Source organism: Kitasatospora sp. NPDC059827, assembly GCF_042731675.1.
Classification (GTDB): Bacteria; Actinomycetota; Actinomycetes; order Streptomycetales; family Streptomycetaceae; genus Kitasatospora.
In genome coordinates this window covers 1-11,112 of the sequence record NZ_JBHWIV010000130.1, presented here as the reverse complement: position 1 = coordinate 11,112, position 11,112 = coordinate 1, and the positions used below count along the sequence as shown (strand labels likewise).

Here is an 11,112-nt window from a genome sequence, read left to right as displayed (position 1 = left end):
GCCCCCACCCCCCCCCTGGCCGGGCGGGGGGGGCGGCTCTTGTAACCCCCCCTCGCCCCCACCGCACTGCGCGGCGCCCCCCCCTTCCCCGGGGGGGCTGCGCCGCAGCGTTCGGCGCGAGGGTCAGTGGCCGCCCGCGCCGTCCAGGAGGCCTATTCGAACTCGGTACGGGCGATCAGGCCGTGCCAGGTGTTCCGTCCGACCAGGCCGTCCACGCCGCCGGCGTCGGAGTACTTCGTCTGGTAGGCCACGACCGCGTCGTACGTCTTCTTGCCGAAGTCGCCGTCCACGAAGTTGGGGACGTCCTGGCTCTGGACGAGGCCCAGCTGGACGAGATCGGACTGCAGCTCCTTGACGCAGACACCGCCCGAGCCCTTGCCGAGCGTCACGTCCGGGAGGTCCCAGCCCAGGTAGTGGTAGCTGCCGACCTCCTGCATGCAGGACTGCCAGTAGCCGTACTGCGCCTGGGCCGGCGTCGCGGTCAGTCCTGCGACGGCTGCCACCACCGCGCCGAGCATCGCGGTGTTACGGACGGCGCGCTTGCCTACTGCCTTCATGAGTCTTTCCTTCGAGTGGTGGGTGGGCCGGGCGGTTCCCGCGCCGGCCGTCGGTGCCGGCCGGAACGGTCAGTTGTCGAACCGCTGGCACTCGGAGTTCGGGTTGTAGAGCTTCTCCCAGGTCTTGGGGCCGACGATGCCGTCCTCCGACAGCCCGTTGCAGTGCTGGACCCAGATCACGCCGGCGTAGGTCTCCTGGCCGTACTGGCCGTCCACCTGCACCGCGTGGTTCATCCCGAAGCCGCTCTCGAAGAGGATCAGGCACTGGGCCTGCTTGACCGCGTCGTTGTTCTGGTTCGGGGACACGTAGGGCCTGGCGCTGTCCGAGATGTAGCTGCAGTACATGTCCGCGGACGCCTGCGGGGCCAGGGCCACCACGCCTCCCAGGGCGATGGCAGCGGATGCGGTGAGGGCGGCCATCCGGCGCCGGAACTCGGTCATGACGATCTCCCTGGAGACAGCTGGCGTGCACGGAACTTCGGGCGGACTCGCGCGGCTCTCGACCGGCCGGAGGCGCCCCGACGGCGGCCCAGGTGCTGGGCCGCCGGGACCTGGGGTGGGGTCACCAGGCGACGAAGCGCAGGGCGGGCCAGGTCTCGGGGCCGACGAAGCCGTCCTGGCTCAGGCTCTGCGTGCGCTGGACGCCTCGAACGGCCTCCTGCGTCTTCGGCCCGTAGTAGCCGTCCACGGTCAGGTCGCTGCCGATCGTGTTGAGCAGGCACTGCGCCTCGACGGTGGCCCAGCTGAAGGAGTTCGGGGACGGCGTCTCGGAGTAGCCGTTGTAGAAGCCGAAGTGCTTGTCCGACTCGGAGGGCTTGTACGGCGCGCCGGCCTGCTCGTACTCACGGCCGGCGCAGCTGATCTGGGTCGACGCCGAGGCGGTGCCGGCGGTGGCGATGCCACCCGTGGCGAGGAGCAGGGTCGCGGCCGCCGCGAGAGTGGCCTTCTTCATGATGTTCATCGCAGTCCTCCGTAGCCGGGCTGCCGGCCGCTGTCGCGCGGCTCGCCCCGTGATCCGTCGGTCCACCCCGGAGCCGACAGGGAGGACTCTGCACCAGGCGCGAGCCCGTTCGGCCCGCTGGGACGCTGACGGGGGACGCCGCTGCCCGTCCCAGGGCGCTGACCTGCGGCTTGGGACACGGCGACCGGTCATCCGGGGACGGGGGAGGGACACGGAAGGGACGGCGCAAGGGGTCCGGGACCCGCGGCAACACCCCAGTTCAACGGCGCCGGGGGCAAGGCCAGGTCAGGAACCGCCGCCGGAAGGACCGACGGCACTGAGCGGCGCGGCCAGCGACTCCAGGCTGCGCCGCTCGGCCTTCACCCCGATGGCGGCCTCGACGAGGCCGGCGGCCGTCATCAGGGCGGCGCCGATGCAGAAGGCGAGCGTGGTGTCGGCGACCTTCCCGCTGCTGACCAGGCCGTTGAAGAGCAGCGGGCCGCTGATGCCGCCGACCGCCGTGCCGACGGCGTAGAAGAAGGCGATGGACATGGCCCGGGTCTCCAGCGGGAAGATCTCGCTGACCGTCAGATAGGCCGCGCTGGCCCCCGCCGAGGCGAGGAAGAGCACGGCCGTCCAGCAGGCCGTCATGGTGGCGGCGGAGAGCGACCCCTGCTGGAAGAGCGCGGCGGTGCCGAACAGCAGGACCCCGGAGCCGAGGTAGGTACCGGCGATCATGGGCTTGCGGCCGACGGAGTCGAAGAGGTGGCCGAGCAGCAGCGGGCCGAGGAAGTTGCCGACCGCGATCACCGCGAAGTAGTAGCCGGTGTCGCCCTCCGGCACCGCGAAGTAGGTGGTCAGGATGGTGGCGTAACCGAAGGTCACCGCGTTGTAGAGGAAGGCCTGGCCGATGAAGAGCGCCAGCCCGAGGACGGTGCGGCGGGGGTAGCGGCGCACCACGGTCCTGGCGATGGCGACGAAGCCGAGCGGCTCCCGCTCGCGGATCAGGATCGACTCCCCGGTGACCGCCGGCAGTGGCTGCCCGGTCTCCTCCTCGATGCTCCGCTCGGCCTCCGCGACGACCTGCTCGGCCTCCGGCGCCCGCCCGTGGGTGAACAGCCAGCGCGGGCTCTCCGGCACGTGCCGGCGCACCAGCAGGATCACCAGGCCCAGCACCACGCCGATGCCGAAGGCGAGCCGCCAGCCGAGGTCGGTGGCGAACAGCGAGGTGTTGAGCAGGGCGATGGAGGCGAAGGCGCCGACGGCGGCGCCGATCCAGAAGCTGCCGTTGATGACCAGGTCGACCCGGCCGCGGACCCGGGCCGGGATCAGCTCGTCGATCGCCGAGTTGATGGCCGCGTACTCGCCGCCGATGCCGAAGCCGGTGAAGAAGCGGCAGAGGAAGAAGAACCAGGCCGTCCAGGAGAGCGAGGTGACGGCGGTGGCGGCCAGGTAGACGGCGAGGGTGGCCATGAACAGCTTCTTGCGGCCCAGCCGGTCGGTCAGCCAGCCGAAGAAGAGGGCGCCGGTGCACGCGCCCGCCACGTAGACGGCGGCGGCGACGGTGGTCACCTGGGCGGTGGTGATGGCGATGCCGCTGCCGTCCTGGGCGAGCCGGCCGGCCATGTTGCCGACGATCGTCACCTCCAGGCCGTCCAGGATCCACACCGTGCCCAGGCCGATCACGATCCGCCAGTGCCAGCGGGACCACGGCAGCCGGTCCAGTCGGGCGGGCACGTCGGCGGCGATCACCCCCGGTGGGGGCTGCCGGTGCGCGGACGAGGTGGGGGTCGGCTTCGCCGGATCGGTCATGACGGTCCTCCTTCGTCGGCCGGACGACTGCTCACGGATGCCTGGTGCCCCGAGAACCGCCCCGGATGCCCGGTGCCCGGAGGAGAGCCGCCCCGGGCCGTCACGCTCGGTGAGCGGTCGCGACTACTCCGTCATGATGCCCCGGCGGCGGCCGGGCCGCCCGGTCAGGAGCCGTGCAGGTGGCGGGCGAGTTCGCCCCGGAGCCCCGGGCCCGTCAGTTGCACCGCCCGCTGCCGCTGTAGCAGGGGGTGTACCAGGTGGGCAGCGGGGTCGGCGGCGCGGGGTGACCGCGATCCCACTCGTGCTGCTGTTGCGCGGCGGACGTCGACAGCACCAGCGCGGCCAGCACCAGGATCGCCGCCGTCCAGCGCGCCCGCAGCAGGGCGGCGAGGGCCGCGAAGCCGAACGCGGCGCCCATCAGGTGCCAGGTGAAGCCGATTTGGGCGTCGGCCGTTCGGTCGGCCGCGCCGTCGGTGCCCTGCCGTGCCCCGGCCCGGGGGGCGAGGCCCGGTCGAACACCCGGCGCACCACCCGGTGCACTGGCCGGTGCACCGCCCGGTGCGCCTGGGTGTGCGCCGGTGCGCCGGTCGGGTGCATGCGCTCAAATCAACTGGTGAGACACGGAGTTGGCGCTTTGCTGCGGTGTGGTGGAGCATGGGCGGGGCCCGGTCTGTTGCGGCGCGCTTGCGCCCGGCCGCGGCGGTACGCGAGCGGCGAGAGGAGGCGGGTCCCGTGGCTTCGGTGACACGTCCGTTTCTGGTCCGGGGGAGGGCGGTTCCGCTGGCCAGGTACCTGGCGGAGGAGGAGATCGAGGGCCTGGTGGCCTGTTCGTGCATCGGCAACGAGGTCACCATCGACCTCGCGGACACCCGGATCCTGGTGAGCCTGGCCGATGTCGGCGCGGTGGTGGGCCTCACCTTCCACATGGTCCAGGACGGTCCGGCCAAGGCCCGCTCCTGGACGCGCCGGCTGCCCAGCGACACCGGGCCGAAGGAGCTCGCGACCCGCATCGCCCGGGACGTACGGACCTTGGAGCGCGAACTGGCGCCGCTGCGCCGCCGCCCGCCGGAGCGCCCGGAGCGTCCGGAGCGCCGTGGGACGGCCGGTTGAACCGGTGCTGCCGGTGGCCCGGCCCCGGCGGCGGTCGGCTGCCGGGGCTGGGGCTGGGGCGGGCGTTCTGACGGTCGACTACCTGGTCACCAGCCAGGACAGGCTGCCGGTCAGCTCCTTCCGCAGGGCCGGGTCCGCGACGGCCGGGGTCGGGTCGGTCGCCACGGCGGTGAGCAGGTGCGGGCGTGAGCGCGGGCCGGTCAGGTGCAGTCCGTCGAGGTCGAGGGCGGTGCGTCCGCGCAGCCGGGGCTGTTCGCGTCCGTCGAGGTACCAGCGCAGCTGGGTGCCGGGGACGGGCAGGTCGACGGTCAGCCGGTCGGTGGCGGTGAGCCAACTGCCGGTGGGGGTGAAGCTGGTCAGCGGGGTGGCGTGGCGGTAGAAGCCGGCGATCATCGCCTCCCGTCCGGGCAGGTTGAACTCGCGGCCGAGCGAGCGCATGATCGAGTTCTCCGTCGGCCGGTACAGTCCCGTCGGGTAGTAGCCGCCGCCTTCGAAGCTGCCGACCGTCCCGCCGTCGGGCGAGGCCTGGCCGAGCCAGCGGGCCCACTTGGTGCCCTGGTCGCGCATCCGGTCGGCGGTCAGGGTGCTGATGTTGGCCTCGGGCGGTTCCGCGCCCTGGTACGTCCCCTGGCCGTCGTAGGCGTACTCGTCGGCGAGCTTGCCCAGGGAGTGGCCGGTCTCGTGCACGGCGATCTGCCCGGACTTGGCGTTGCCGCCCGCGACGGTGGCGATGCCCTCGTAGCCGAGCGGGGACTTGATGTCGTTGTAGCCCGCGCCGCCGTACTTGGCGGTGTTGGCCACGACGATCACCAGGTCCGCCTGCGGGGCCTTGGCGGCGTAGCGGTCGACGGCCTTGTCGTCCACGCAGAGCAGCCGTTCCACGCCGTCGCACCAGAAGTAGGAGCCGAGCGCGGTGTGCCGGACGGTGGCCTGGTCGGGATCGCCGGTGACGCCGGACTCCGGGGAGACGGCGGACACGGCCCAGACGTTGAACAGTTGCCGGTAGGTGGCGTACGGCTCGACGGCGGTGATCTCGCGCCACTTCTCGGCGGCGTCGGTGCGGAACTTCTGTTGCTCCTGGGCGGTGTAGCCGTCGCCGACCACCACCACGTCCAGCTTGGTGGCCGGGTCGCCGTTGCGGACCAGGGGGGTGACCTCGCCGTCGCCGTCGGCGCCCGGGGCGGTGAGGCCGGTGGGCGGCGTGGCCAGGTACGGGGAGGCGGCGGGTGCCGTGGCGTGGGCGATCGTCCCGTCCTCGGCGAAGGCCTCGACCTGGTGCGGGGGTCGGTCGGTGCCCGGTGCGGCGGCTGCGCCGACCGTGCTGGGGGTGCCGGGCGCGCCGGGCTCCGGCGCGCTCCAGGCGGGGGAGGCGCCGAGGAGCGCGACGGCGAGGGCGGCGGTGAGCAGGGCCGGCGCGGTCCTGCTCCTTCTTCTTCTGGTCCTGATCGGCACGGAGTTCCTCCCGGTGGGCGGCGGGTGTGGGGAGGCTCCTTCCCTTGTTGGGGACCTGACAATCAGGAGAATTCGTTGAGGATGCCGCGGAAGAGGGCGGTCGCGGCGATCCAGCACAGCACGGCGACGATCAGGGTGACGGCCAGGGGCCACTGGAGGGTGAGCAGCGCGATGGAGCCGAGGAGCGTGGCGAGCACGTTCGCCACGACGGTGACGGCCAGGACGAACGGCACGACCCCGTCGTCCAGCGGCCACGCCTGGGTGAGCACCAGGGCCGTCCCGGCGGCGATCAGCAGGCTGAGCACGGCGGCGTCCGCCCACGGGTAGGTCTCCGTCTGCGAGCGGTGGCCGTGGTAGCCGATCTCGATGACCTCGCCGTGCAGGACGTCCACGTCCACGGTGGTGCCGGTGGTGACGTCGTCGTAGAACGCCTTGCCGACGCCGTACTCGGCGGCCGGCGCCGTTTCGCGGGCCACGGTCAGCGTGTAGGGATCCGAGTCGGAGCTCGGATCCAGGTGCTTCCCGGTCACCCGGCCGCTCTCCCGCGTCGCGCAGTCGTCGGACGGCTTCGCGGGCGCGGTGCAGAGCGGGGTGTGGTGGTAGCGGCGCACGTCCTCGAAGTCGGCGGTGAACCGGACGAAGCCCGCGACGACGAGCGCGAGGCCGACCAGGACGAGCACGATCCGGGCGACGGGCCGGAGCCTGTCGCCGAGGGACGGCGGTACCTGCCAGGCGTCCGGGTCGGGGCGTTCGTCCCGGACGGGAACGGCGTCCTCAGGCATCGCCGCCGTCCAGCGCCGGCACGGTGTTCTCGTTCATCGCCACCCCCGTCGAGTCCTCCCCGGTCGCCCGGCGCTTGCCGTCGATGCGCCCGGTCACAGCCCGGATCATGCCAGGGAACGGCGGAGTGCGCGAGGAATTGCCCCTGCCCGGAACGGACTTGTAGGCGGCGGTAGATTGGCGGGCATGACGCCGACGCCTGATGCGATGAGCCCGGTCTCCCGCACCGCCCTGCCCGTGGTGCTGGTGCGGGCCCACGAGAGCACCCGGCCCGAGCCGCTGTTCACCGACCCGTACGCGGCCCGGTTCGCGGAGGCGGCCGGGCTGCCCGCCGAACTCCCCGAGCGGGCGCGGCGCGAGGGCCTCGCCGCGGCGCTCGCCGTGCACATCGTGCTGCGGACCCGCTACTACGACGACCGGCTGCAGGCCGCCGGCGCCGAGCAGGTGGTGCTGCTGGCGGCCGGGCTGGACGCCCGGGCCTACCGGCTGGACTGGCCGGGCGGCACCCGGCTGTGGGAGCTGGACCTGCCGCCGGTGCTGGAGTTCAAGGAGCAGGTGCTCGACGCGGCCGACGCCGTGCCGACCTGCCGGCGCGAGGTGCTGCCGGGCGACCTGCTCGACCCGGGGTGGCCGCGCCGCCTGGTCGCGGCCGGCTTCGACCCGCAACTGCCCACCGCCTGGCTGGCCGAGGGCCTGCTGGTGTACCTGAGCCCCGAGCAGGCGGCGGGACTGCTCACGGCCGTCGGCTCGCTCTCCGCACCGGGCAGCCGGCTGCTGATGGAGCGCGGCCGGGACGTCTCCCGCAGCCCGGAGGATCCGGCGCTGGCCCACGTCACCGAGCTCTGGCAGGGCGGGCTCGGCCCCGACACCGACCAGTGGCTGAACGCCCATGGCTGGCAGGCCCGGACCACCTCCCTCGCCGAGGTCGGGGAGGCCTACGGCCGTCCGCTGCCCGAGGGCGCCGGTCGGACCAGCGGCTTCATCGAGGCGGTCCGCACGGCCGGGGGCTGAACCGGGGCGTCCCCAGGGGGTGCCGTCGGCAGGGTCTCACCGGAGGGAGTGGCGGATCCGCAGGCGGCCCAGCCCCGTCGCCCCGGAGATCCGGATGACCGGCCCGCCCGGGCGGACGGCCCGGCGGGCGCGGTAGCGCGGCTGCTTGAGGCCGGCGTGGAGGGCGGTGAGGTCGACCACCGCGTTCCGGGGCACGGTGATGCTCGCCCTGCCGGTGCCGAGCAGTAGTTGGATGTCGACCACCGGGTCCTCGATGACCGCCCGGGAGAGGTCCAGTCGCACCCGCCCGAGCGCCGAGGCCACGGTGAGGACGCGCGGGACGCGCCAGGCGCCGCGCCGCCGGATCCGGCCGCCGAGGGCGTCGCCCGTGAGGGTGGCCGCGGACCGGGTGGCCGGTCGGGCGAGGGGCTCCGGCAGTCCGGCCAGGGCCTCGGCGAGGCCGTCCGGTGTCGTCGCGGTGAGCGCCCGCTGCAGCCGCCGCTCCAGCTCCTCGAAGCCGAACCGCCCCTCCGCGTAGGCCTCCTGGAGGCGGTGGACGGCGGTGTCGCGGTCTGCCTCGCTGATCGTGGTCGGTCCGCCCGTGCTGGTCGCCATCAACTCACCCTTCAACTGAGTACGTTGTACGCTGTCATGGCGGCCACGCTAGATTACTGGGTACCGTGTACGCAAGAAGAGGGGCCGACGGTGACCGACGCCGAGTACGTGAACATCTGGATGCGGCCCGAGCGCCCCGCCCGCGGGCCGAAGCCCGCCTACAGTCGGGCGCAGATCGCCGAGGCCGCCGTCCGGATCGCCGACGCCGAGGGCCTGGAGGCCGCCACCATGCGCCGGATCGCCGCCGAGATCGGCGCCGGCGCGATGTCGCTCTACCGGTACGTCCCCGGCCGCGACGAGCTGATCCAGCTGATGGCCGACCGGCTGATGGGGGAGATCGACGTCGAGGGCATGCCCTCCGGCGACTGGCGGGGCGACCTCACCCGCTACGCCCACGGCCTGCGCGCCATGTGGCTGCGCCACCCCTGGATCGCCACCGTGCACCGCGCGCTGCCCGGCTTCGGCCCCCGGCAACTGCGCCTGATCGAAGGGGTGATGGGCGTGCTGGACGCCCACCTCCCGATCGACGAGAACCTCGGCCTGATGGCCGTCCTCAACGGCTACGTGGAGGGGGCCGCCCGCGACGAGGTCAGCTGGACCGAGGAGGTCCGGCGCAGCGGCGTCAGCGAGGAGGAATGGCAGGCGCGCAGCTACCCGTACGTCCGGCAGCTGCTGGAGAGCGGGGAGTACCCGATCTTCGGCCGGATCGCCCTGGAGGCGCGGGGGCCCCGGCTCGGCCGGGACGAGCAGTTCCGGATCGGGCTGGAGCGGGTCCTCGACTGCATCGCCGCGGCGCTCCCGCCGGAGGCGCGGGCGTAGCGCCGGGACGTCGACCGGGGCGCCACCCGGGACGTCGACCGGAGGCGGAACGGCGCAGGACGGCCGTCGCCGCCCGGGGCGGTCACAGCCGGCGGGTGCGCAGGACGCCGGTCAGCATCGGCAGGGTGAAGCCGCCGTCCGCGGTCTCCGGCCGGCTCGCCAGGAACGCGCGGATCCGGGCGAGCGCGGCCTCCCGCCGGTCGTCCGGCATGACCAGCATCCCCGCGCGGGTGGCCAGGGTCGCCACCAGCGAATCGGCGGTGCGCGCCTGGCCGTGCGGGAAGAGCTCCTGCCGCGCCTCGCCGAAGCGCACCGCGCCGGTGCTCTTCGGCAGGTGGGCGCCGGCCGTCTCGGTCCGCCAGGCGGCGGGCGTGTCACGCGGCCCGATCGCCGCCGCCCCGCTCACCCGGGCCAGCTCGGCGACCCACTCGACCCGGTCGTCCAGCAGGTTCCACAGGCCCGCGAGGATGCCGCCGGACCGCAGGACCCGGGCGATCTCCGGGCCCGCGACCGCCATGTCGAACCAGTGCATCGCGTTCCCGGCCAGCACCACGTCCACCGAGGCGTCCGGCAGCGGAACGGACTCCGCGCTTCCCGACAGCGCCCGGACGGTCGGCAGCGAGCGGCGAAGCTCGGTCAGCATCGCCGGATCCGGCTCGACCGCGATCACCTCGGCCCCCAGGTCGAGCAGGGTGGCGGTCAACTTGCCGGTCCCGGCCCCGAGGTCGAGCACCCGGGGCCCGGGCGCGGCGTCGAGGGCCCAGCGCACCGCGGCGTGCGCGTAGTCCGGCCGGTGCTCGGCGTAGGCCGCCGCCGCGGCGCCGAAGGACGAGGCGTGGAGCTGGTGCTGGTCGTGATCCATCCGGCCACGCTATCGGCGCCGGGGCCCGTCGGCCGGTTTTCTCATCAGTTCCTCAACTTCCGTTCGCTCCCGGACCGGCTGGACGGCTGGACCGGCGGGACGGCTGCACGTGGTGTGCCGGGGTCCTCGCCGGTCAGCTCCAGGTGGAGGCCGCCGGGGTGGTGGGTGCCGAGTTCGCGGTGGACCTCGAAGAACGCCCCCGACCCCTTCGAGGAGGTCGTCGCGGAGGTGTGGCCGGTGTGCCGTGGGTCGCCGACCCAGACCACCGGAGGCGGCGGCCTTGCCCACCAGGTCCGGCAGGACGTCCCGGACCCGCGCCGAGCCCAGCCGGGCGAGGAAGGCCAGCCGGCCCGGCTCCCCGTGCGGGTTCAGCCGCTCGACCAGCGCCAGGACCTCGTCAGCCGTACTGCCGGGGCGTCCCGGTCGGCCGCGCTGCCCGGGTGGGGACGGCTGGTGTAGAACTCGCCGGACGTGCTGCTCCTGGGCCCGGCCGGGCCGATCCCGCAGGCCCGCATGAAGGCCAGGGTGGAGTCGATCCGGCGGGTCAGGTCGCGGTGGCGTGCGCCGGCGGGGGAGTGGGCCGCGAACTCCCGGTTCCGGGCGTGCAGGTGGTGGAGGCCGGTGCTTGCGATGAACGCCCGCGCCAGGTTCACGGCGGCGGCTTCGCACCCCCGCTCGGGCGCCGGCCCGATCCGGACCACCGGTACGGACAGCGCGTAGGTCAGCAGGACGGCCATCTGCGAGAGGACGGTCAGTCGGTGTCCGAGCTGCTGTGCCGAGGCGTCGGCGGAGCCCGTCGCCCGGGTGCCTGCGGTCCGGGTGCGGCGAGCGGGCGGGCGAAGCGCTCCACCTCGTACTCCACCAGGGCGCCCGGGTCGCCGAGCCAACAGATCATGCGCCACTGCCTCACCGAGGCCTACGACCGCATCTGACCGATCGACACCAGATCCCGGTGGCCCGTGAACTGCCCCCCGTGGCGCCACCGGTACGGGCCCTGCCTGCGGGAACAGGCAGGGCCCGCCTCGTGCCGCTGTGGGTGGCGGTGTGGGGCGGGCCCGTGGTGCGTGGGGTGTGGGGGGTTTACTGATCGTTTCAGAATGAGTTGAGCTGTACCCTTGTACTCGACGATCTTGGTCGGCAGGCTGTCCGGGTGAGTGTCGATCTTGTTCCGGATG

14 protein-coding genes and 1 pseudogene are annotated in these 11,112 nt (G+C 73.6%); 3 read left to right on the top strand and 12 right to left on the bottom strand.

The genetic code is table 11. The annotated features are described in order from the left end of the window. Positions 1-152: 152 nt before the first annotated feature. From ACFV8H_RS39420 to ACFV8H_RS39400, 5 genes and pseudogenes are all read right to left on the bottom strand, one after another. Entirely contained in the window at positions 153-557 is a 405-nt protein-coding gene (locus ACFV8H_RS39420) for a peptidoglycan-binding protein (protein WP_380409342.1), read from the bottom strand. Positions 558-626: 69 nt separating this feature from the next. Continuing rightward, a complete protein-coding gene (locus tag ACFV8H_RS39415) occupies positions 627-998 on the bottom strand; it encodes a peptidoglycan-binding protein (RefSeq protein ID WP_380409340.1) in 372 nt (123 codons plus the stop codon). 121 nt (positions 999-1,119) lie between these two features. Continuing rightward, on the bottom strand, positions 1,120-1,518 hold the full coding sequence (locus tag ACFV8H_RS39410; RefSeq protein ID WP_380409338.1) for a peptidoglycan-binding protein: 399 nt from the start codon (positions 1,516-1,518) through the stop codon (positions 1,120-1,122). 285 nt (positions 1,519-1,803) lie between these two features. Further along, positions 1,804-3,309, bottom strand: coding sequence for an MFS transporter (locus ACFV8H_RS39405; protein ID WP_380409336.1), 1,506 nt, complete (start codon positions 3,307-3,309; stop codon positions 1,804-1,806). A 214-nt stretch (positions 3,310-3,523) separates the two neighbouring features. After that, positions 3,524-3,775: pseudogene (locus ACFV8H_RS39400) on the bottom strand (DUF6234 family protein); the annotation flags it as partial. 275 nt (positions 3,776-4,050) lie between these two features. Here ACFV8H_RS39400 and ACFV8H_RS39395 point away from each other — a divergent pair. Further along, positions 4,051-4,419 (top strand): hypothetical protein, encoded by a 369-nt coding sequence (locus ACFV8H_RS39395; RefSeq protein WP_380409334.1) that lies wholly within the window; start codon positions 4,051-4,053, stop codon positions 4,417-4,419. A 78-nt stretch (positions 4,420-4,497) separates the two neighbouring features. On the opposite strand, the gene ACFV8H_RS39390 is transcribed toward ACFV8H_RS39395, so the two are convergent. Both ACFV8H_RS39390 and ACFV8H_RS39385 read right to left on the bottom strand, forming a co-directional pair. Continuing rightward, complete coding sequence (locus tag ACFV8H_RS39390) at positions 4,498-5,871, bottom strand: M64 family metallopeptidase (protein ID WP_380409332.1); 1,374 nt, start codon at positions 5,869-5,871, stop codon at positions 4,498-4,500. Positions 5,872-5,933: 62 nt separating this feature from the next. Next, entirely contained in the window at positions 5,934-6,653 is a 720-nt protein-coding gene (locus ACFV8H_RS39385; RefSeq protein ID WP_380409330.1) for a hypothetical protein, read from the bottom strand. Positions 6,654-6,837: 184 nt separating this feature from the next. Between ACFV8H_RS39385 and ACFV8H_RS39380 the strand changes: the two genes are divergently transcribed. Continuing rightward, positions 6,838-7,662 (top strand): SAM-dependent methyltransferase, encoded by an 825-nt coding sequence (locus ACFV8H_RS39380; RefSeq protein WP_380409328.1) that lies wholly within the window; start codon positions 6,838-6,840, stop codon positions 7,660-7,662. Between the two features lie 36 nt (positions 7,663-7,698). On the opposite strand, the gene ACFV8H_RS39375 is transcribed toward ACFV8H_RS39380, so the two are convergent. Further along, positions 7,699-8,256: a DUF1707 domain-containing protein gene (locus tag ACFV8H_RS39375; protein WP_380409326.1), complete on the bottom strand. Its 558-nt coding sequence runs from the start codon at positions 8,254-8,256 to the stop codon at positions 7,699-7,701. 90 nt (positions 8,257-8,346) lie between these two features. Between ACFV8H_RS39375 and ACFV8H_RS39370 the strand changes: the two genes are divergently transcribed. Further along, positions 8,347-9,075, top strand: a complete 729-nt coding sequence (locus ACFV8H_RS39370; protein ID WP_380409324.1) for a TetR/AcrR family transcriptional regulator — start codon at positions 8,347-8,349, stop codon at positions 9,073-9,075. A gap of 82 nt (positions 9,076-9,157) precedes the next feature. Here ACFV8H_RS39370 and ACFV8H_RS39365 read toward each other — a convergent pair whose 3' ends face one another. Genes ACFV8H_RS39365 through ACFV8H_RS39350 form a run of 4 tightly spaced genes read right to left on the bottom strand, consistent with a single transcriptional unit; the run spans position 9,158 to position 10,832 of the window. Continuing rightward, entirely contained in the window at positions 9,158-9,937 is a 780-nt protein-coding gene (locus tag ACFV8H_RS39365) for a class I SAM-dependent methyltransferase (protein WP_380409322.1), read from the bottom strand. Between the two features lie 9 nt (positions 9,938-9,946). Beyond that, positions 9,947-10,309, bottom strand: coding sequence for a hypothetical protein (locus ACFV8H_RS39360; protein WP_380409351.1), 363 nt, complete (start codon positions 10,307-10,309; stop codon positions 9,947-9,949). Beyond that, complete coding sequence (locus ACFV8H_RS39355) at positions 10,306-10,674, bottom strand: 3-deoxy-7-phosphoheptulonate synthase (protein WP_380409320.1); 369 nt, start codon at positions 10,672-10,674, stop codon at positions 10,306-10,308. The genes ACFV8H_RS39360 and ACFV8H_RS39355 overlap by 4 nt, the downstream gene beginning before the upstream one ends. A gap of 14 nt (positions 10,675-10,688) precedes the next feature. After that, positions 10,689-10,832, bottom strand: a complete 144-nt coding sequence (locus tag ACFV8H_RS39350; protein ID WP_380409318.1) for a hypothetical protein — start codon at positions 10,830-10,832, stop codon at positions 10,689-10,691. Positions 10,833-11,112 lie beyond the last annotated feature (280 nt).

What these genes read in the sequence shown, in the direction of transcription:
- ACFV8H_RS39420 (WP_380409342.1), bottom strand. Translation starts at nt 557, where the DNA reads ATGAAGGCAGTAGGCAAGCGCGCCGTCCGTAACACCGCGATGCTCGGC.
- ACFV8H_RS39415 (WP_380409340.1), bottom strand. Translation starts at nt 998, where the DNA reads ATGACCGAGTTCCGGCGCCGGATGGCCGCCCTCACCGCATCCGCTGCC.
- ACFV8H_RS39410 (WP_380409338.1), bottom strand. Translation starts at nt 1,518, where the DNA reads ATGAACATCATGAAGAAGGCCACTCTCGCGGCGGCCGCGACCCTGCTC.
- ACFV8H_RS39405 (WP_380409336.1), bottom strand. Translation starts at nt 3,309, where the DNA reads ATGACCGATCCGGCGAAGCCGACCCCCACCTCGTCCGCGCACCGGCAG.
- ACFV8H_RS39385 (WP_380409330.1), bottom strand. Translation starts at nt 6,653, where the DNA reads ATGCCTGAGGACGCCGTTCCCGTCCGGGACGAACGCCCCGACCCGGAC.
- ACFV8H_RS39380 (WP_380409328.1), top strand. Translation starts at nt 6,838, where the DNA reads ATGACGCCGACGCCTGATGCGATGAGCCCGGTCTCCCGCACCGCCCTG.
- ACFV8H_RS39375 (WP_380409326.1), bottom strand. Translation starts at nt 8,256, where the DNA reads ATGGCGACCAGCACGGGCGGACCGACCACGATCAGCGAGGCAGACCGC.
- ACFV8H_RS39365 (WP_380409322.1), bottom strand. Translation starts at nt 9,937, where the DNA reads ATGGATCACGACCAGCACCAGCTCCACGCCTCGTCCTTCGGCGCCGCG.
- ACFV8H_RS39355 (WP_380409320.1), bottom strand. Translation starts at nt 10,674, where the DNA reads ATGGCCGTCCTGCTGACCTACGCGCTGTCCGTACCGGTGGTCCGGATC.
- ACFV8H_RS39350 (WP_380409318.1), bottom strand. Translation starts at nt 10,832, where the DNA reads ATGATCTGTTGGCTCGGCGACCCGGGCGCCCTGGTGGAGTACGAGGTG.